At 26.8% G+C, this 22,234-nt stretch carries 20 protein-coding genes; 19 read left to right on the top strand and 1 reads right to left on the bottom strand.

The genetic code is table 4. The features are described 5' to 3' along the window. Positions 1–2: 2 nt before the first annotated feature. From T314_RS0102535 to T314_RS0102445, 19 genes are all read left to right on the top strand, one after another. The gene (locus T314_RS0102535; protein WP_051612889.1) at positions 3–677 is read left to right on the top strand and encodes a folate family ECF transporter S component; all 675 of its coding nucleotides are present in this window, start codon (positions 3–5) and stop codon (positions 675–677) included. A gap of 85 nt (positions 678–762) precedes the next feature. Next, entirely contained in the window at positions 763–1,695 is a 933-nt protein-coding gene (gene hprK / locus T314_RS0102530; protein ID WP_029512042.1) for an HPr(Ser) kinase/phosphatase, read from the top strand. A 7-nt stretch (positions 1,696–1,702) separates the two neighbouring features. Further along, entirely contained in the window at positions 1,703–3,313 is a 1,611-nt protein-coding gene (locus T314_RS0102525) for a prolipoprotein diacylglyceryl transferase family protein (protein ID WP_029512041.1), read from the top strand. Further along, positions 3,297–4,232: an NAD(P)/FAD-dependent oxidoreductase gene (locus T314_RS0102520; protein WP_029512040.1), complete on the top strand. Its 936-nt coding sequence runs from the start codon at positions 3,297–3,299 to the stop codon at positions 4,230–4,232. The genes T314_RS0102525 and T314_RS0102520 overlap by 17 nt, the downstream gene beginning before the upstream one ends. Positions 4,233–4,260: 28 nt before the next feature. Further along, positions 4,261–5,655: a prolipoprotein diacylglyceryl transferase family protein gene (locus T314_RS0102515; RefSeq protein WP_029512039.1), complete on the top strand. Its 1,395-nt coding sequence runs from the start codon at positions 4,261–4,263 to the stop codon at positions 5,653–5,655. Between the two features lie 22 nt (positions 5,656–5,677). Then, the gene (gene whiA, locus T314_RS0102510; RefSeq protein WP_029512038.1) at positions 5,678–6,631 is read left to right on the top strand and encodes a DNA-binding protein WhiA; all 954 of its coding nucleotides are present in this window, start codon (positions 5,678–5,680) and stop codon (positions 6,629–6,631) included. 58 nt (positions 6,632–6,689) lie between these two features. Continuing rightward, positions 6,690–6,926: a helix-turn-helix domain-containing protein gene (locus T314_RS0102505; protein WP_011182964.1), complete on the top strand. Its 237-nt coding sequence runs from the start codon at positions 6,690–6,692 to the stop codon at positions 6,924–6,926. Positions 6,927–6,997: 71 nt separating this feature from the next. After that, positions 6,998–7,264 carry a preprotein translocase subunit SecG gene (secG, locus tag T314_RS0102500; RefSeq protein WP_011182965.1) on the top strand — a complete coding sequence of 89 codons (267 nt, stop codon included), beginning with the start codon at positions 6,998–7,000 and terminating at the stop codon, positions 7,262–7,264. Positions 7,265–7,288: 24 nt separating this feature from the next. Beyond that, a complete protein-coding gene (locus tag T314_RS0102495) occupies positions 7,289–10,852 on the top strand; it encodes an ABC transporter permease (protein WP_029512036.1) in 3,564 nt (1,187 codons plus the stop codon). 15 nt (positions 10,853–10,867) lie between these two features. Further along, positions 10,868–12,214 (top strand): M17 family metallopeptidase, encoded by a 1,347-nt coding sequence (locus tag T314_RS0102490; protein ID WP_029512035.1) that lies wholly within the window; start codon positions 10,868–10,870, stop codon positions 12,212–12,214. A 91-nt stretch (positions 12,215–12,305) separates the two neighbouring features. Beyond that, on the top strand, positions 12,306–13,649 hold the full coding sequence (locus T314_RS0102485; protein WP_029512034.1) for a M17 family metallopeptidase: 1,344 nt from the start codon (positions 12,306–12,308) through the stop codon (positions 13,647–13,649). Between the two features lie 55 nt (positions 13,650–13,704). After that, positions 13,705–15,054 (top strand): M17 family metallopeptidase, encoded by a 1,350-nt coding sequence (locus T314_RS0102480; protein ID WP_029512033.1) that lies wholly within the window; start codon positions 13,705–13,707, stop codon positions 15,052–15,054. A 50-nt stretch (positions 15,055–15,104) separates the two neighbouring features. After that, a complete protein-coding gene (locus T314_RS0102475; RefSeq protein ID WP_029512032.1) occupies positions 15,105–15,779 on the top strand; it encodes a hypothetical protein in 675 nt (224 codons plus the stop codon). A gap of 204 nt (positions 15,780–15,983) precedes the next feature. Continuing rightward, positions 15,984–17,273 (top strand): adenylosuccinate synthase, encoded by a 1,290-nt coding sequence (locus T314_RS0102470; RefSeq protein WP_029512031.1) that lies wholly within the window; start codon positions 15,984–15,986, stop codon positions 17,271–17,273. 17 nt (positions 17,274–17,290) lie between these two features. Further along, a complete protein-coding gene (gene purB / locus T314_RS0102465; protein ID WP_029512030.1) occupies positions 17,291–18,589 on the top strand; it encodes an adenylosuccinate lyase in 1,299 nt (432 codons plus the stop codon). Positions 18,590–18,623: 34 nt separating this feature from the next. Continuing rightward, entirely contained in the window at positions 18,624–19,667 is a 1,044-nt protein-coding gene (locus T314_RS0102460) for a ribose-phosphate diphosphokinase (protein ID WP_029512029.1), read from the top strand. Between the two features lie 15 nt (positions 19,668–19,682). Further along, complete coding sequence (gene pth / locus T314_RS0102455; RefSeq protein WP_029512028.1) at positions 19,683–20,246, top strand: aminoacyl-tRNA hydrolase; 564 nt, start codon at positions 19,683–19,685, stop codon at positions 20,244–20,246. Positions 20,247–20,294: 48 nt separating this feature from the next. Further along, positions 20,295–20,804 (top strand): hypothetical protein, encoded by a 510-nt coding sequence (locus tag T314_RS0102450; RefSeq protein WP_029512027.1) that lies wholly within the window; start codon positions 20,295–20,297, stop codon positions 20,802–20,804. Next, positions 20,804–21,865 carry an alpha/beta hydrolase gene (locus T314_RS0102445; protein WP_029512026.1) on the top strand — a complete coding sequence of 354 codons (1,062 nt, stop codon included), beginning with the start codon at positions 20,804–20,806 and terminating at the stop codon, positions 21,863–21,865. The genes T314_RS0102450 and T314_RS0102445 overlap by 1 nt, the downstream gene beginning before the upstream one ends. Before the next feature lie 62 nt (positions 21,866–21,927). Here the strand turns inward: T314_RS0102445 and T314_RS0102440 are convergent. Beyond that, a partial coding sequence (locus T314_RS0102440) for an IS30 family transposase (protein ID WP_029511986.1) occupies positions 21,928–22,234 on the bottom strand: 307 nt, incomplete at its 5' end.

The following is a 22,234-nucleotide window of genomic DNA, read 5'->3' as shown; positions in this document are numbered from 1 at the left end:
TCATGTTATTTTGAATTACTAATATAATTGCTATGTTACTTATTCTCGCTATGTTTTTTATTGGTATTTTTATTGATAAAATACATGCAAAAAAATTCACTGTTAAAAATATAACATTATTAGGTTTAATAGTTGCATTGAGTATTATATTAACTAACGTTATAGGGTATTCAATGGTTTTTGGATTTAGAATTATGATTGGTAATTTCATGATTTTCTTTGCCGGAATGGTCTTCGGTCCATTAGGTGGAATTATGGCTGGTTTTTGTTCTGATTTAGTTGGATCAATGATTAATATAACTGGTACATTTCATTTTGGTTTTATGCTTTCAAAAATATTTATTGGTTTTTGTGGATCGCTGGTATTTATTTTTAAGAAGAATAATTTTTGATTTATTAAAATGATATTGTTTTTAATTTTTAGTTTAGCAATAACAAGTTTTTTAATAACACCAATTTGTTTGGTAGCTAGTGGTTTAGGAAGTTTAGCAACAATTAATTATGTTAAAAAAATAATTATTCTTCCTATTGAATTATTGATTTTTATCCCAAGCTTATTTGCATGTTTAAAAATTTCTAGTTTGTTATTAAAAAATGAAATACAACAACCCTCAAAGCCATGGTTTTTAAGACATGGAGAATTGAAATTTCATATAAAGAAAAAAGCAAATAAGTAGTTTGCTTTTTTATATTTGCTTACTATTATTTTTTTAATAAACAATTATAGTAAAATTATAATAATAAAAACAAGGAGTTTTAAAGATGAGTAAATTAACAATAAAAGAATTAGTAAATAAGTTTGATTTTAAAATCATTTCAGGAGCTGAACATATTGATAGTGAAATAACAGTTTATGGACTTAACCGTGCTGGATTAGAGTTGACTGGTTATTTTAATGAAAAAGAAGATAAAAAACATAAGCGTGCAATTTTAATGTCTTCAAAAGAAAATAACTACATGTCTCAATTTTCAGATGAAGAAGCATATGAAAAATATAAAAACCTAATTAAAATGGGTTCTCCAGTGATAATAGTTACTCAAAAATTCACAGACGAAAGATTAAGCAAAATAGCAAAAGAATTAAACTTCCCGTTATTAAAAATTAATTACCCATCAACAAGTGAATTAACTCAAAAAATATTAGATATTTATGATTTATATTTTGCTCCAACAATAGAAGTGCATTCTACATTAATGAATATTTATGGAAAAGGAGTTCTTATCTTTGGACAATCAGGGATTGGTAAATCAGAAGTTTCTCTGGAATTAATGAAAAAAAATCATTTGTTTGTTGGTGATGATAGAATAGTTATTTCAAATAGAAATAGTGAATTATTTGGTAAATCACATGCTCTTTTACAAAATTTAATTGAGGTTAGAGGAATTGGAATAATAGATATTTCAAAAGTTCAAGGACAACAATTAATAATGCCTGAGACAAAAATACATATGGGTATTGAATTATTTAAATTTCAAGAAGGTGGAATTGACAATACTGATAGATTAGGTAATGAATGAACTCAAAAAGATTTCTTAGGATTAAAAGTACCTTACTTAAGAGTTCCTGTTAGTGCAGGGCGAAACTTAGCAAATATTATAGAAGCCGCAGTTGGGCAATTAAAAGTTAACGAAAGTTCTGATGCTCAAGATATTATTGAATTATTAGCTAAAAGAAATAGTGAATTAGCAGAATAGAGGAAAAATGTGACACACATACGATGATTATTATAAATGATTATTAAGTCAAAATACTACACCAGGAGACATGCGTCTTCTTTTTGGTTTAGTACCTGCTTATCCTGTCTTTATGTTTTTAGGTATATGTTTAGTAATCTTAATAACAGCTATTCAAATGAATAAAAGAAAAATTCCTCTTAGAGAATTGGAAATAGGTATTGTAATAATAGTGCCTATAGGAATTATAGGTGGAACTTTTTTTGGGAAAGTATTTTTACCTAATTACCAAAGCTGATCAAACTTTTATAAAATATTTTTCTTTTGACAACCAGGTATGTCATTTTTTGGAGCTCTTTTATTAGGTTCAGCAGCAGGTTTTGGATGATTTTATAAAAGAAGTAAAGTAACTCAGATTTCAATGTGGGTTTATCTAGATTTAATTTTAGTAAATATTTTATTAGGTCATGCACTTGGTAGATGAGGCAATCTATATAATCAAGAAATTTTGGGAAATCCAGTAAGTTATGAAAGTATTTCATGAATGCCTAATTTTATTAAATATAGGTTATTTTATTTTCCAAACCTTATGTATTACGAGAATCCGCTTCAACCAGGAAAACACATTTATGATGATCCCTTATGATTTCAAAGTATTTATTTGAATGGAGTTTTAAATACGTCTATCACCGATGCATGAAAGAATTCTGAAACAGGAGATTCTTTAACAAAACTTTTAACAAGTAAAGATTTATTTCAATATAGATCTCCATTATTTTTAATTGAAGGTTTAGGTAACATAGTTTTATGAATGTTAATAACATTTGGTGTTAGAAACATCAATAGATTCTCAAACAAGGGAAATAATCCATGAAAACTTTGTCCTGAAGCTTTTCCATGTTTATGAAATCCAAAATTTAAAACTATATCAGAAGATAAGCTAAAAGACTGATATACATTAGCTCCTGTTAAATATAGAAAAGTTAAAGTACAAACTGAGAATGGTGAAAGATTGGAATTAACAATGAGTTTAAGAAGTGTTTGAAATAAAGCATATTATTGAGTTGAACCAGATTATGAAGCTAACAAGAAATTGTATGCTGAAATTGAAGAATGAAAAAGTGATTTATATAAAACTACTCTTAAATATCAAAATGATAAAAAACAATTAAAAGTTAAATTAGAAAAAATGAAATTAGAGCTTAATAAAAAGTATAAATTTACAAAACAAAGTTTGCAAAATCAGTTAAAAGAAGATTATAAAAAAAACATAATTATAGAAAAACAAAAACTAGCAGAAAAAAAAGAAGAGATAACTAAAAATTTTACATTTGGTGAAAGATATTTAGGATTTAATCCATATGGAAAAGAATTAGAAAAAGCTAATAACCCTAATAATTTTATTGTTGCAAGAAGTGGAATAGCTTCTGGTAGTTACATATTGGGTTATGGTATACTAAGAACAATATTAGAAACTCAAAGACAAGCTACAGAATATATGATTCCAAATCATGTGGTTGCCAATTTTTTAGTCTTAAGTTTAATAATATTAACAGGAATATTTATTATTGTTATGGCGCAATTTGTAATTCCATATAAATGAAGAGAAATAGGGTGATTATATGAAAAAACATATTAATGAAAATTTAAAAGATATTTTAATCATTGGTGGTGGACCTGCAGGTTTGACTGCTGGGGTTTACGCAGCAAGAGCTGGAATGAAAACAATCATTTTAGAAAAAGAAGCACCAGGTGGAAAAATGGTTAAAACTGATACAATTGAAAACTACCCAGGTTTTGATAGTATAAAAGGACCAGATCTTGCATTGAAAATGTACATGCAAGTAATGAATCTTGGAGCTGAATTTGTATATGATGAAGTTATTAAAATTGAAAAAATGGACAATCATTTTATTGTAACTACTTTAAATGGGCAAATAATTGAAGCTTTAAGTGTTGTTGTTGCAACAGGTACGTTAGAAAATAAACTTGGTATACCAGGTGAAGATAACCTTTATGGAAAAGGTGTTAGTTATTGTGCTGTTTGTGATGGAGCATTTCATAAAGGAAATCCCGTTGCCATAGTTGGTGGAGGATACTCAGCTGTAGAAGAGGGTATATATTTAAGTAAATTTGTAAGTAAGTTATATGTTGTTGTAAGAAAAGATCATTTTAGAGTAGATCCTGTAACTTTATCTAAATTAGAACAACTTGAAAATGTTGAATTTGTAATGAATTCTGTTGTTAAAAAAGTTAATGGTATTGATAAAGTAGTATCTGTTGAAATTGAAAATGTTATTACAAAAGAAATTAAAACTGTACCTGTAACTGGTTTATTTCCATATATAGGAGCAACTCCAGTAACTCAATTTTTAGAAAATCTTAATTTAGATAAAAGTGAAGGTTACCTAACCGGAGATGCTAAATTAAAATCTAATATTAAAGGTTTATTCATAGCAGGAGATGTTAGGGATGTTCCTTTAAGACAAATAGCTATTGCTGCAGGAGATGGAGCATTAGCAGGCCAAATGGCAGTTAATTACGTACAAGAACTATAAAGATATTTAAAAGTAGAAAGGTGATCATATGAATATAAAAGATTTTAAGATAAATAAAATTTCGTTTGATTTTAAACATGACAAATTAAAGTGAATTTCAATAGGATTATGAGCATCACTTTTTATTGTTGTGATAGTTCTTTTTTCAGTTTTTTGATCTACAAAAAATGTTAATTGAACGCAAGGAGACAGTTTTTCTGAACCTGTGCATTGAGGAGGAGTAGAAGCAACGTATGGTGGTATAGGAATATACCCAATGGCTATGACTCTTGGTATGATTGTTGCTATACTATTCACATTATATAAATTTTGAAAAAAAGGTTTAAATGTGACAGAGCTTTCAATTGGTATAGCTATTTGTATACCAATTTCACTTATGGGTGCTAGTTTTTTTGGTAAATTAAATGCTGATTCACCTGGAGTTAATGCTAATGGAGTTGGCTTTTGAGGTTTATTTGCTTTCTGAAATGCTGGTATGGCAATTCATGGTGGAGTTTATGGAGGATTACTTGCAGGATTAATACTTTTCTATTTTGTTGGAAGAAAATCAAAAACTTCTATGTTAGTTTATGCAGATGCAATAGTACCTAACATTCTTTTGGGTCAAGCAATTGGAAGATGAGGAAATTTCTTTAATCATGAAGTTATGGGAGCCCCTGTTGGAGTTGTAGCTAAAGCAGGAACATGGGGAACTTTGTCTAATGTTAAGTGAGAAGAAGTTGGAAGTCATTATAAATTTTTACCAGATTGAATATCAAGAAATTTAATGGTTCAAGCTAAAACTGGTGGAACCTTTTCAAATGGAGTTTCATTTAATCAAGGTGATTTAGTTCAATTATCTCCAATATTCCTTTATGAATCTTTAAGTTTATTAGCAGCTTGAGTAATAATTACTTTTATTATTCCTAATATAACTAAATGAATAAGTAAAAAACCTTGAAAAGTTGAGACAGGTAAATATAATTACAGCTTATCATTTTCAATTAAACAATGATTTATGCCTTGACAAAAATCAAGTGATCAAATTCAATCAGCTAGAGATATTTGAAACTTAGCTTATTTTAGAAATATTGATGAAGAAGCTAAACAAGAATATTTAAAAAGTTTAGAGTTGAATAGAACTAAATATTTAAAGCCTAAAGAAATAAATAAGGCAAATAAATTGAATGAATATATTTCAACAAAAGCCGGAGTAGAATGTTTTGCATATTTCTTTGCATGAAATTTTGTAAGATTTTTCCTAGAATTAAGTAGACCTGATGATCATTTATTTGTGATGTATGACAAACCATTATCATTATCACTGATATTAATATCTGCAATGATAGGTTTAATCGGAATGGTTGCATCTCAATATTGAATACCAATATTATTCAGAAAAAATGGATACTTATACGAAAAAGAATATTTTTCATTAAATTAAAATTAAGAGGGGGAGTGAAATTATGTCTTTTGCATTAACGGTTAAAGAAGAAGTTATTTCACACACCTTTGATGATAATTTAGGACAAGCTTTTTTAGCAGGATTTATTAAATATAATGGAGACTTCATTTGGGGATCAGGAACTGAAAAATTAAAACTAACATCAATTAGCAATAAAATAGCAAGAAGTATTTTTGGTCTTTGCAAAAAAATGTTTGATGGTCATATTGAAATTTCTGTTTCTCAAACTCAAACACTTAAACAAAATAAAACTTATCAAATAACTTTGATAGGTAAGATATCAGAGTTTTTAAGAGAATTAAATATTTGAAATGAAAATAATACTAAGATAGTTGAATTTAAACCATTAAAGCAAGAAAAAAATAAAGATGAATTAACTAAGTTAAAACGTGCTTATATGGCAGGAGTCTTTGTTTCTGTTGGTTCAGTTAATTCTCCAGAAACTACTAATTATCATCTTGAACTACAATTTAAAGATGAAGAATCGGCTTTATATATAATAAAGTTAATGAATAAGTATGGTTTTGATTTTAAAATCCTAAAAAGAAACGACAAGTTATTTATTTGCTATATCAAAAAAGCGATTATGGTTTCAGATTTTTTGAAGTTTATTGATGCATATCAAGCAGTAATGAATTTTGAAAATGAAAGAATTATGCGTGATGTTTCAAATAACGTAAATAGAGTTAATAATATTGATATATCAAATGAAAAGAAAACATTATCTGCTGGTCTAAAACAGATAGATCAAATAAGTAAAATTCAAGCTAATTTAGCAACAAAAAGACTTTCTGAAAAAGCTTCTTATCTTTGTGATCTGAGAATTCAAAATCCAAACGCATCTTATGCTGAGTTAACAGAACTAATGAATGAATTTGGATATGAAATAACCAAATCAGGTGTAAGCAATTTGTTTAAAATAATTGAAAAACTTAGTTTAGAATTTAATAACTAACATTGGACAAACGGACTTTTTTAATGTTTAATTAAAATAGGAAAAAGGCGGAAGGAAAATGAAAAAATATGAAAATGAAAATGAGTTGCTTTTATTAGTAGCTTCAAATTTAAAAAGAATTAGGCAAAATAAAAAATTAAGCCAAGAAGAACTTGGTTTCAGATGTGGTATTTCAAAAAATTATGTTTCAGACTTTGAAAGAGGAAAAAGGAATATAACAATAAAAGTCTTTCAAAAAATTGTTGAAGGTCTTGGAGTACAACCAGAAGAACTGTTAAAAACCCACTCTAAATAGTGGGTTTTATAGTATTCAAATTTAAAATATAGTATTATTAAATATAATAAAACTGAAAAGGAGATAAATTCATGAGTTCAGCAACAGCACAAATTGTAATTTTAGTTATTGAAATAATTGCAATGATAGCGTCTATTATTATGATTTTAATTGGTATATTTCAAAACAAAAACTCACAAAGTGGTTTAAGTGCATTAAACGGTGGAAATGATGAATTATTTTCAAATTCAAAAGAACGTGGTTTAGATAAAACATTATCTACATGAATGATGTCATTAGGTATTATATTCTTTATAGTTGCATTAGCAGCTTGCATATTAACAAATATTTATCTTTAGTATTTTTTCTTAGAAGGAGTCACAATGAAGCTTCGATTAATTCTTAAACAATCATGAAAAGATTATAAGAACAAAAGTATACTTTACTTTGTTTTCATAATCTTTTTAACAATTATTTTAGGAGTTATAATTGGTATCTTGTCATTTACAACTTTTGCTGAAATGAACATGAAAGAAGCTCACCTATCTAGATATGGTGGTCAAATATATGTAAGAAATAATCTTATTAGTAAAAACTATCTTGAAAATAATAATCATTTATCAAATAGAAGTATAGTTGATGCAGAAGGAAAACTGAATGAGTATATTTATAGAAATCTTGAAGAAACCACTAAAGAAACTCTTAGAGAAGAGCATGAAGAAATCATAAACAGTTACATTGATATTCTTGGACAATATTTTCAAGGCAATATTAAAACTTTTAAATATTCAGCATCAGGTGCTAAAGAAGATAGTTTAAAAAAACTTGGTATATCTAAATACGACTTAAGTATAATTGATCAAATAAATGAAGATTTATATAATAACTTACCTTTAATTTCAAGTGAATTATTTATGCTTTATATTTATGACAATTTAAAAGATAAATATTCTTTTTGATCTCATCCTATTGAATGACATCTTAAAGATCAATTAAATAATGATTTAACTTTATCACTTAATCCAAATTACAGAGACAATTTTGTAAATGAAGAAGAATTTAATAAATATTCTGATTTTACTGAGAATGAAGCTAGTAATTTTAAAATTTATAATGAAAAACCTACATCAGAATTTTCGCTAGAAGACAGAGAAAAAATTTATAATGGTCAATTTGTTTATGTAACTCCTAGATATCTTGAATTAAATAATTTTAAAATAGGGGACACAGTAAGTATTTTCTACGAAGAGAAGATGTATTCTTTTTTAATAAAAGGTACAATAATGACACCTTATTTAACAACAATGAATTATGACCAAGGTAAAATGACAACAGGAGTTCAAGGTTATTACTACTTGAAAGGCAACAAAAATAAAATGATTGAAAACGACAAAAAAGATCTTAGACTTGATAGCCAAAGACTTAGTTACTCAATTTTAAACAAAGATATTTATAATGTAAATGTGGACATAAACAATTTCATGAATGATGGTTTTTATTATTCAGATGAGCTTGATCAAAATGGTAATCTAAAAGCTAACCATTTAAGTACTCTTTGAGATGAACCATATAAAACAGATACTTACAGTGTTACTTACAAAGTTCTTTCCATGATATTGTTAGTTGTTATAATAGGTCTACTTTCAGTTGTTTTTATTGTTTTCTATTTTATGTGTGAAAATTTTTCAAAATTAAATAAAGAAACTTTTTACAATTTGAAAGCTTCTGGTTGTGGAAACTTAACGTTAACATTGATTTCTACAATATCTGCGGTTATACCAATTCTCTTGTCTTTTGTGCTTTCGCTATTTATAGCCGTTCCAATTAGTCAAATGTTTTCATTCTCTGTAGCAACATCGTATTCTTTTGTCTGACCCAGAATAATGATTACATGAAACCTCGTCATTTATACTTTGTTAGTAGTTCTTGGCATATTTAGTATATTTTTGGTAAATAACTATATTGTCATCAGTGGAAAAAAATCTAAGATAAATAGATTTAAAGAAACAAAGAAACCTTCAAAATTTATTATGAGCGTAAAAAAACTGATAACACCCTTACCAAGCAAAACAAGAATAGGGTTAACGTTTGCGCTTTCGAATATAGCAAAAAATATTTATTGTTTCATAATATTATCATTGGTCTTTTCAGTAATTTTATTTACATTCCAGTTCAATACTTCTGTTAATAACTCTGCAAATTCAATGGTTAGTTTTGCTTATCCTGATGTATCCATTAAATATCAAAGTAATTCTTGAGATTTTAAAACTAATTATAGTAAAGAAAATGGTGAAACAAAAATAACTTATGATTTTTCAACAGAGCAAATAACAGACTATAAAGATTTAGATAAACTAATTAAAGTATCTGATTATGACAGCTTAGTTGGTATGATAATAAATACATCTTTTTACCCAGAATTAGGATTAACACAAAATGATGCATCAAATTATATGATAACGGGTCAATTTATTTGAAATTTTGCTTCATCAATTCATTCAAAAAATGAACTTCAAGATAATATACTTAATCCTTTAAAATTAGCTATACGCTGAAACCCTTCAATAGATCCATCATTAAAAGATAAATCAATTAAATGATTATCAGATTTAAATAATGAAAATACTATTTGAGAGTATTATAAAATTTTTCAAGATAGAGTTATTAGTTTAAAAACTGATCTTGATAGTCTTAATATTGAAGAAGAAGATACATTTCCAATTAATTTACTTTTTGGAAAAACAGTAATAATACCAGGAACAAAAAACTATTGAAGCTCAAGAGTTAAATTTTCAAATATATCAGATGGGAACACTTGAGGTTATGCAACATCTGTTGCAGCAAGTAAAAAGCAAATTCAAAATAATATACAAATAGGTACGTATGATTCTACAAACTTATTAGGTGATACTATAACAACTGTAACAATGGCAAATGGTAAACAGGCCGCTGCTTTAAAAGTTGATGTAGCAAAACCCTTGGCAGATAAATATGGTATGAAACCAGGCCACACCATGTTGATGAGCGTTGAATCACTAAAGACTGACGAAATATCTGAAGTAAGAATACCGATATACATATCAGGAATAAGAAAAGATGATCTTATAACAAACAATGTTTATTTTGAAAAAACAGATTACTTTAAAGTATTAAATGAAACAATTAAAAATAGAGCTGAAGTTTTTGATAATCCTACAAACTTTCAAACTAATAATTCTGAATGAGAAAGCTATGAAAACTTAATAGAAGAAATTATAGAAAAATCAGAATCAAATAATCCTATTGAAAATCAGATTTTGAATAATTCACAATTTTCAAAAGACGACATACCAGTAAATTTAAGATACTTAACTCTACCAAAAATTTCAAATAAAGTATTAGTAAAATCAAATTCTGAGTCAACTAGAACTGATTTACTAAGTTATTGAGATGACATAGAATCATCAAGCCAATTTTGAAATTCTAAAAATGGTAAATATCTAAATTCATTATCACAAGATGTTTGAAATTATAGATTAATAAAAGAAGCTATATTAGCAAAAGCTGCACCGTTCCAAAACATTATGAGAACACTGGATCAAGCATTAGTTGGAATAGTATTAGCAATATCATTAGTTTTAATATCATTAATACTTTTTGAAAATAAAAATACTATTATTTTATTTAAGTCATTGGGATATAAAACAAGAGAAATAAATAAATATTTAGTGACAGGTTATTTAATTGCAGCTGTTGGCGCGCTTATAGTTGCCTTAGTAATAAATAACTTTACAATTGGATATTTATCACCAATTATATATGAAACGGCTGGTATCTCACTAATATATGTTCTAAGTTTTTCATATGTACTATATGGTATTATTTTGTCATCAACGTTTATATTATTAATACTAACTTCTATCAAAATATATACAAAACGACAAAATCCAAAGGAAATAATTAAATAAAAAAGGAGATTGAATATGATTCAAATAAATGAAACTAAAAATACAATTAAAATAGTTGGAGTTAAAGATAACTCAAAAAATACTTTTATAAAAAATAAAGTTGGAGTACCAACTTTAATATCTGAAGATAAAACAATTTATATTGTTTTCAAAAAAGACGAAGAAACTTTTACAGAACAAATTAAAAAAGGAATAGAAGCAACAATATCAAATTTTGATTTTGATGTAGATATTGATATTGATTCTTTTGAAAATGTTTGTGATGGAATTAGTAAAGAAGAAATTATTAAAACAGTTTATGAAACAATATCTTTTTCAACACATAAAGGTTTATCAATTGAAAAAGTAGAAAAAGAAACAAAATATAATTTAATTTTTACTGGTAAATATCAAGAATTAATAAATCAATTAACTATTGTTTGTGAATATATCAATTATGCTAGAGATTTACAAGATACACCTCCAAATATTGGAACAAGTGAATACTATGCTGACAAACTTGTAAGTGATGCAAAAGATATAAAAGGCTTGAAGGTTACTATTTTGGGTAGAAAAGAAGCAACTAAATTAAACATGGGTTTATTTTTAGGAGTTAATGCTGGATCAGCTCATGAACCAAGAATTGTTGTAATGGAATACTGTGGAGATTCTTCAAAACCAAAAACAGGTTTAGTTGGAAAAGGGATTTGTTTTGACTCTGGGGGATATAACTTAAAACCATCAAATTATATGGAAGGTATGAAATTTGATATGTCTGGAGCAGCGGTTGTATTATCTGCAACTATGGCTTTAGCCAAAGCCAAAGTAAAAGCAAATATTGTTGCAGTAGGTATGTTCACTGATAATAAAATTGGACAAAATGCTACATTACCTGATTCTGTAATTGAATCAATGAGTGGTAAAAAAGTATTAATATTTGATACTGATGCAGAAGGTCGACTTGTTTTGGCCGATGGAATTAGTTATGTAGTTAAAGAAAAACAAGTAGATCAAATAATTGATGCTTCAACTTTAACAGGAACAGTTTTATTTGCCTTAGGTCATAATGCAACTGGAGCATTTTCTCATTCTGATAAAATGATAAATGAATTGAATGAAGCTTCACAAAAATCTGGTGAAAGATTTTGAAGATTACCAATTTTCAAAGAGCATTTAAAACAAGTAAAAAAAGATGCTGCACCTTTAGCAGATTTAACTAATGCATGTAGAGTTAGATATGAAGATTGTTCATATGCCGCAGCTTTCTTGAATGAGTTTGCAGAAAATAAACCTTTCTTGCATTTGGATATAGCTGGTACAGCTGATAAAGAAAATAAAGGTCAAGGTGTTTTGGTTAAAACATTATTTGAAATGTTGAAATAAAGTGGAATTCCACTTTTTTCTTTTATTAAGTACTTATTGTTTTAGGTATTAAGTGCTATAATTTTTTTAAATAGAAAGATGGTATATATTTATGATTACATTAAACAAAAAAAATCATGATATTAAATTAGTTGCTGTTGCTGACAACAAAGCTAATGAATTTATCAAAGACAGTGCGGGAGCAGTTACATTTATTTCAGAAGATAAAACAATTTATTTAGTTATTAAACAAAAAGGATGTAGAGTTAAACAAATTAAAGCGGGATTAAAATCAGCTTTATCAACTTACACAAAAAATTTAAATATTGACTTAGACTCAATTATTAATCAATTAGGAGAAGAAAATAAAGATTTAGTTTTTAACACAGTTTATGAAACAATTTCATTCTTATCACATGATGTAGTTTCATTCAAAAAAGAATCAAAACCAAGCAAAATTGAATTCAATATTGAAACTAAAAATGACTTTTCTGAATTAGAAGCTGCTGCAGCTATTAAAACAGAATTTATTAATTATGCTAGAGATTTACAAGATACACCTCCAAATATTGGAACAAGTGAATACTATGCTGAAAAAGTATCAAAAGATGCAGCAAACATTGAAGGATTAAAAGTTACTGTTCTTGGAAGAAAAGAAGCAGAAAAATTCGGAATGGGATTATTCTTAGGAGTTAATGCTGGATCAGCTCATGAACCAAGAATTGTTGTTATGGAATACTGTGGAGATTCTTCAAAACCAAAAACAGGGTTAGTTGGAAAAGGAATCTGTTTTGACTCTGGAGGGTACAACTTAAAACCTTCAGCTTCAATGTTAGGTATGAAATTTGATATGTCAGGGGCAGCTATTATGTTATCTGCTACTATGGCGTTAGCAAAAGCTAAAGCTAAAGCAAATGTAGTTGCTGTAGCAATGTTCACTGATAATAAAATTGGACAGAATGCAACTTTACCAGAATCAGTTTTAACATCAATGAATGGTTTAACTGTAGAAATCAACAATACTGATGCTGAAGGAAGATTAGTTTTAGCAGATGGTATGACATATGCTATTAGAGAAAAAGGTGTAGAACAAATTATTGAAGCTTCAACTTTAACTGGAGCGTTAGTAATTGCTTTAGGAAGTTCAGCTGTTGGTGTATTTACTCATCAAGATGAACTATGAAATACATTTGAAGCAGCTTCATTAAAAACTAGAGAAAGAATGTGAAGATTACCAATCTTTGAAGAACATTTAGAAAGAGTTAAATCTGGAGCAGTTTTAGGAGATTTATCAAATGCTGTTAAAGGATATGAAGGAAGTTCAACTGCAGCAGCATTCTTAAATGAATTCGCTGAAGAAAAACCATTTATTCACTTTGATATTGCTGGAACAGCAGATATTGATGGACGTGGACAAGGTGTTTTAATTAAAACATTATTTGAAGTTCTAAAATAATAAAAATTAATCATAAGTATATACTTATGATTTTTTTAAATAGAAAAGAGTTTATATGATAACAATAAATACAAATAAATTAGAATATAAATTAATTGCTGTGCCCAACAATGAAATAAATATTAATATTCTTGATAAACCAAGTTCTGTAACTTTTATTAGTGAAAGCAAAACTTTCTATCTTGTTATTAAAAAAGATTCAATGTCTTACTTAAGACAACTAAAATTAGGGTTAGCAAGTTTTATTCAAATGTGTCAAGGTGATACTAATATTGATTTTAATAGTTTTGCTAAAGTTATACCAAACATAAATAAAGAAATAATTTTTAATGTAGTTTGTGATGTTATTTTGTTTGAAACACACAAATTTATAACATATAAAAAAGATGTAATGACAAATGATTATTTGTTTAATATAGATCAGTCTGAAGAATTTTCTGACTTATTAGTTGAAAACATTTTAAAAAATAAATACGTTAATTATGCTAGAGATTTACAAGATTTTCCACCAAATATTGGAACTAGTGATTTTTATGGTGAAAAGCTTTTAAAAGATTCTTCAAAAATAGAGGGATTAAAAGTTAGTGTATTAAAAAATAAAGAGTTAAAAGAATTAGATATGAATTTAATCTTAGCAGTAAACCAAGGTTCAAATCATGAGGCTAATGTTGTAGTTATGGAATTTAACAATAATCCTTGTGGCAAAAAGATAGCCCTTGTAGGTAAAGGAATTTGCTTTGACACTGGAGGTTATGATTTAAAACCATCAGCTTTTATTGAAGGAATGAAATTTGATATGACTGGTGCGGCAATAGTTATGTCAATCGCAATGGCATTGGCAGAGGCAAAAGCTAAAATTAATTTCGTTGCTATAGGATTATTTACTGATAATAAAATTGGACAAAAAGCAGTACTACCAGAATCAATAATAAAATCTAAAAATGGTTTAACTATTGAAATTAGCAATACTGATGCTGAAGGAAGATTGGTATTAGCGGATGGTATAACATATGCTGTTAGAGAAAAAAATGCAGATGTTGTTTATGACATTGCAACTTTAACTGGTGCTACTGCAATGGCACTTGGAGAATCAGCTTCTGGAGTTTTCACAGAATTTGATGAAATGTGAAAAAAATTAAATGAAGCATCAAACTATACAACAGAAAGATTTTGAAGATTGCCAATTTTTGCTGAACATAAAGAACAAGTTAAGAATGATTCAGTTTTAGCAGATTTAACTAATTCATGCATCAAAGGGCCAGGAGGTTCAACTGCAGCAGCATTCCTAACTTTCTTTGCAGAAGATAAAGAGTTTCTTCATATTGATTGTTCAAGAGTTGTAAGAGTAGGATTAAAGGGACAAGGTTATATTGTTAAAACAATGTTTGAATTACTTAAAAAATAATTAATGCATTTTTAATATATAATATGAAATAAGAAAATAGAGGAACAAATATGAAAATTAATACATGAACATTTTATGACGCTAAAGATTTAGTTGATGTACAAATGAATCCATTACTAAGTGGAGATATCGTATTCTTAGTTTTAAGACCAGATATTAATCAACCTAATAGATTACTAGGTTTTGGTTTACCAAAAGATAAATCTGGAACTGTTATTGTTGATCTACAAAATAAAGAATTATCTCATGATGATATTTATGCAATTTTTAAGGGAAACTTAGGAATTACTCAATCTACAAATTTAAAAGAAATCGAAATAAGTGGAACTAACCTTTCATCTGCGATTAGATTAGAAAATATTCAAAAAATTATAGAAGTTTACAATGTTTTCTTTAAAACAGAATCTGTTCAATTTGACACAAATGATTATTCAACTGAAGAAGATTTAGGAAGACCTGATATTTTTACAGAATTAGATTTTAATAAAATTGCTCTTCCAAATATTTTACAAAGTCTACAAGCAGGAATGACTGAATATAATAAACAAATGGAATTTTTACAATCAACTGAAATGCCAGATGATGAAAGAAAAGATAGAATTGTTTCTTTATCAATTCTTCAATCTAATTTAATTTTATTTTTTGACAATGCATTAAGAAAATTAAACAATGTAGTTGTTGAACAACAAGAAGAATTAAATAAATTAAAGAATAACAAAAACTAATCTGATTTAAGATAACTATTTTAATTAACAATATTTTTATATATAATAAAAAAGTAATTTAAAGATAAAGGAGTTATCATGAAGGTTTTAATTCAGTTAAATAAACTAAATAAAACTTTATCAAAAATAACTCAAGTAATACAAAAATAACCTCAAAATGCGTAAAAAGCATCGAGGTTATTTTTTATTTAGAAAAGGATTTTTATGAGAAAAATAAATTCATTAGTAGTAGTTGGTAGTCAATGAGGAGATGAAGGTAAAGGTAAAATGACAGATTGCTTTGCTCAAAAAGCAGATGTAGTTGTTAGATTTGCTGGTGGTGATAATGCAGGTCATGTTATAAACTTTAATGGTCAAAAACATAAAGTAACTATCATTCCTTCAGGTATTTTTAATAGCGAAGTAACAAGTGTAATTGGTAATGGTTGTGTTGTAAACTTAATAAACTTAGTAAAAGAGCTTGAAACAATTAAAAACAGTGGAGTTAAATTAGGTAAACTTTTAATTTCTGATAGAGCTCAATTAATATTGCCATATCATATATTAATAGATGGCGCTCAAGAAGAATCAAGAGGAGCAAGAAAAATTGGTACAACAAAAAGAGGTATTGGACCAACTTATCAAGATAAAGCTGCAAGATTAGGAATTAGAGTTGCTGATATTGAAGAAGAAGATTTTAAAGAAACATTTAAAGAAATTTTTGAATATCAAATGATGTTCTTAGACAGAATGTTTAATGTTGAAAGCATTGATTTTGAAGAAACTTATGCTAATTTAATAAATGCATATAACGTAATTAAAGATTGTGTTACAGATACAGGTATTTTTGTTGAGCAAGCTATTAAAAATGGTAAAAAAGTTTTATTTGAAGGAGCACAAGGAGCTTTATTAGATATTGATCATGGGACTTATCCATACGTAACTAGCTCAAATACTTCAGCAAACAACGCATCAACAGGTACAGGTATTTCTCATAAATTAATTAATAATACTTTAGGTGTTGTAAAAGCTTATTCAACAAGAGTTGGAGCAGGAGCTTTTCCTACTGAATTACTAAATGAAGTTGGTGATGGTATAAGAGAACGTGGACATGAGTATGGATCAAATACTAAAAGACCAAGACGTGTTGGATGATTAGATTTAGTTGCATTAAAACATGCAATTAGAACTTCAGGAATTGATTACTTATTTATAACTCTTTTAGACGTATTATCAGGAGTTGAAGAATTACTTATTTGTGATAAATATATTTTAAATGGAGAAGAAATAAATTATATTCCAGCAACAAGCTCTAAACATAAAAAGTGTAAAGCAAATTATATTTCAATGCCAGGTTGAAAAGAAGATATAACAAAAGTTAAGCATTTCGAAGAATTGCCATTAAATGCAAAAAACTATTTAAATAAAATTGCAGAAATTTGTGAAGTTGAAATAACTGGATTTTCAGTAGGTCCTGATAGATTACAAACTGTTATAACTAAAGAAATAATGTAGAAAATTTAAGGTGAAATATGATAAAAAGATATTCTGTAAATAAGATAGAAAAGATTTGAGACGAAAACAATAAATTAAATGTTTGACTTGATGTAGAGAAAAAAGTAACTTTTGCATGAATGAAATTAAATGTTATTTCAAAAGAAGAATATTTGCTAATTGATAAAAATGCAAAAATAAACATTGATAGAATGCTAGAAATAGAAAATGAAACACGTCATGATGTTGTTGCGTTTACTAGAGCTATTTCTGAAACACTAGGTAATGAAAAAAAATGAATTCATCTTGGTTTGACTTCAACTGATGTTGTTGATACAGCACAAAACAAATTAATACAAGAATCTAATGAAGTTGTTTTAGAGTCATTAATAAATTTAAAAAATACATTAAAAGAGAAAGCATTAATCTATAAAAAAACTTTAACAATGGGAAGATCTCATGGTATTTATGGTGAACCAACTTCTTTAGGACTTAAATTTCTATTATGATTTGATGAAATAAACAGACAAATTGAAAGATTTTCATTAGCCAGAAAACAAATTGAAGTAGCAAAAATATCTGGCTCAATGGGAAACTACGCTAATTTAGAATTTGAAATAGAAGAAATTGTTGCAGAACAAATGGGTTTAGGGATTGATAATATATCAACTCAAGTAACTCAACGTGATAGACATGCATTTTTGATAAGCGTATTTGCCAACATTGCATCTACTCTTGAAAAAATTGCTACTGAAATAAGATTATTTCAAAGAAGTGAAGTTCAAGAATGACATGAAGGTTTTAAAGCAAATCAAAAAGGGTCAAGCTCAATGCCTCATAAAAAAAACCCAATAAGTTCTGAAAATATAACTGGTCTTTCAAGATACTTGAGATCATTTACTAATACAGCTTTTGAAAATAATGTGTTATGACATGAAAGAGATATTTCACATAGTTCTAATGAAAGAATTATTTTTAGTGACGTATTCAATGTTTTAGTTTACACATTAGATAGATTAAAAAATACATTAGATGATTTAGTAATAGATGAAAATAAAATGTTAGAACACATTAATTCTCAATTCAATGTTTTTTACAGTCAACCAATATTAAATTACCTTCTTATTAATTGCGATAAATCAAGAGAAGAAATATATGATTTCATTCAAAAATGTACTTTTGAAACAATGAATAATAAAGTAGACTTCAAACGATCTTTAATTAATAACGGTATAGAAAAATATATTGATAATAAAGAAGTATTAAATCAACTTTTTAATATTAATTACTTCATAAGAAATGTTGAGAAGATATATAACAGAACATTAAATAAATAATTTGATATTATAAAAAAAAGGGGAAAAATTAAAAATGCTTTCAAAAAAAGAAAATGTACATATATTTGGTTTAACTCAAGGGGTTGAACTAGCACAAGAAATTTGTGATATTTTAGGGGTAAAAAGAAAAGAAGTTAAAACTTTAAAATTTGCTGATGGTGAAATATTAATAGAATCTTTAGACTCAGTTAGAGGTAAAGAAATCTTTGTAATACAATCAACATCAACACCAGTAAATGAAAGTATAATGGAATTATTAATTGCTATTGATGCTTTCAAAAGAGGAAGCGCTGAAAAAATTAATGTAGTTATTCCTTACTATGGTTATGCAAGACAAGATAGAAAAGCTAAAGGAAGACAACCAATTACATCAAAATTAGTTGCTGACTTATTAACTAAAGCAGGGGCTGACAGAGTTATGTCAATTGATATTCACTCTCCTCAATCAATGGGATTCTTTGATGTTCCAATGGATAATTTCTATACAGCTCAAACATTAGCAACTGAAATTATAGATACAATTGAATTAAATAATTGAGATCCTGCTAATTGTATTTTAGTTTCTCCAGATTATGGTGGAATGACAAGGGTTCATAAAGTTGAATCTTATACAGGCGGTGTAACTAATGGGATTGCGGTTATTGGTAAAAGAAGACCAGAACCGAATAAAGCTGAAGTTGAATTTGTTCTAGGTGATATAAAAGACAAACATTGTTTCATCATTGATGACATGATAGACACAGGTGGAACAATAATTAACGCAGCAAAAGCATTAAAAGAACAAGGTGCTAAAGATGTACATATTTTTGCTTGTCATGGTTTATTTAATGGGCCTGCAAAAGAAAGAATGGAATCAGCAATAAATGAAGGGATTGTCCAAGAAGTTGTTGTAACTAATACAATTCAATTAGCAGAAGAAAAAAAATTCAATGGTTTAAAAATAATTTCAGTGGCTCCATTGCTTGCTGAAATGATTGATTCATCAATTAGCCATGAATCTTTAACAGAAGTTTATAACAATAAAAAACAAATCATTTGAGATAGAGCTCAATGTATAGTAAACAAATTTAAAAAATAAATAAGAGGAAATAAAATGAAATTAATAGTAGGATTAGGAAATTATGGATCTCAATATGAGATTACAAGACATAATGCAGGATGAATAGCATTAGACCAACTTATTGAAAAATATGGGTACACTCAACAAAAAAATGATCATAATTCAATAATTTTCTTTTCAACTATTAATAATGAAAAAGTATTATTTGTTAAACCTCAAACTTATATGAATAATTCTGGAATTGCAATTCAAGAAATTATGCATTATTATAAAATTGACATTAAAGACTTAGTAGTTCTTCATGATGAGAAAGATTTCCCGGTTGGTAAAAATCAATTTAAAATGAATGGTTCTGCTGCTGGACATAATGGGATAAAATCTGTAATTCAACACTTAGGAAATCAAAATTTTAATAGATACAGAATCGGTATAGGTCAACCTGAAGAAGGATGAAAAATTATTGATTGAGTAATGTCAAAATTTAAATCAGAAGAGTTAGCAGAAATTATACAATCATCAAAAAATATTTCAGATTTCATAAACGATTGAACTAAGGATACAACATTTCAAAATATAATGAATAAATACAACTCTTAGTTGTGTTTATTTTTTGTTTAATAGTAAAATATGTTTAAAAGGTGAAACATGAAAATAAAAATTAATATTTATAATTTTTCAAAAAGAAACAAAAAGTGAAATAAGGTTTTTAATAAAATAAAAAATACGTGTGATTTAAATCAATTAGAAACAAAAAAATTTGGAAATGAAAATTTATCAGAAGTTGATTTTTATATGATAATAGTAAATAAAAAAACTAATTTAAAATTTGTTTTTGAAGTCGCAAAATCATTACCAAAAAGAGCTTTAATAGTTTTTGAAAAAAAACTTAAAAATTACTCTGATTTTGGTAAGCAAAAAAATGATAATATAGATATGTTATTTTTTGAAAATCAGGTTAATGAAAACTTTTATAATACTTTTTTACAAAGCTTTATAAAAAATTCATTTTTTAATTCTGAAAACCTTTTTATTTTTCATAATGAAGTTAAGGATTTATGCTCTGATTGTATAAAAATTATTTTTGACAATGATTTAAGTGAAAATAATAAATGCAAAAAAAATTATTTAATATTTAAAGAAGGAAACATACAATAATGAAAAAAATTAATTTATTCAAATTAGTTTTCAAGTGTGTTAAATTTATCCATGGAACACTAGAAAAACCTTGCAAGTTTTTCACTGGTACGAGAGTAAGATTGAAAAAAGAAATTAAATCCATAAATAGAATAAGCAAACTGTTATATAGAAAAAAAGAATTATTATTCAATGAACCTTTAGAAAATATTGAAGAAACATTTATCTTAACTAAAGATAAAGTTAAAATATCTATTTCAATGTGTAAAATCAATGAAGGCAAAAAATGGGTAATTATGAATCATTGATTTACTGGTCATAAATACTGAATGTATATTTGAGCTAAACCATTTATGGCGATGGGTTACAATGTATTAACCTATGATTTAAGAGATCATGGTAAAAGTGATAAAGTTAAAGAAATGACTTTGGGTATTGCAGAAACAAAAGATTTAGAAGAAATAATAGATTTTTTAAACAATAAAGTTGATGATGCTTATATAGGTTTATTTGGAGTAAGTTTAGGTGCTTTCATAATAAATAATATTGGTAATAATACAGAACTTATTAAACATAAAAATATTAAATGAGGAATTTCTGATGTTGGTTATATTTCTCTAAACAGTTTGCTTGTGCATTTACTTTCAAACAGAATGATTAAGATAGGTAAAAGAAGAAAAGATGTATTAATTAAAGGTTTTTTTAATTATCAAAAATATTTAACAAATATTGGTTTTGATGAATATGATAGTTTAGATAAATTTGAATATGCAGCATTTCCTTTTAGATATACACACGCAATAACAGACAACACAACCTGTCCATTAGATAGCTTAAAGTTTTTCTTAAAAAGAAAATGTCCAAATGATGAAGTTACAATTTATAAAAAAGGTGTTCATGCGTTTTCTTTAAGAGGAAATTATTTTTCAACAGTTGTTGATAATATGAACTTTATTGCAAAAATTGAAGGTGACACTAATCAATTGGAAAAAGCCTATAAAATAATGAATGTTAATAAAACATCTGGATTTAAAAATAAAAAAACAATTGATATCAAGGGTGAAGAAATAATTTTCAAATAAAAAAAACACTTATTTTCCAAAAATGAAAGTAAGTATAAATTAAAATTGGAAGTGCAACACTTCTAACCGAATGTCTCATAAAATTCCTGAGCTGATTTGTAGTTCAGAATTTTACGAGGCATTTTATTTATTTCATTTAATATTTCTATTATATTATCATCCTTCAAATTTGTAAAATTTGTTTTCTTAGGTAAATATCTTCTGATTAATCCATTAAAATTTTCATTAGTACCTTTTTCACAAGAAGCGTAGGTATTACATGTATAAAGTGGTATATTTAGTTCCTGTGTAACTTCATGTATAAGATTGAATTCCATTCCGTTGTCTTTTGTAATTGATTTGATATTTAAGTTTTCTTTATTAATTAAT

Origin of the sequence: Mesoplasma grammopterae ATCC 49580, from assembly GCF_000701525.1 — a bacterium.
Lineage (GTDB): Bacteria > Bacillota_I > Bacilli_A > Mycoplasmatales > Mycoplasmataceae > Mesoplasma > Mesoplasma grammopterae.
Note: the sequence above shows the minus strand (reverse complement) of the source record. Positions and strands in the feature narration are given on the sequence as shown.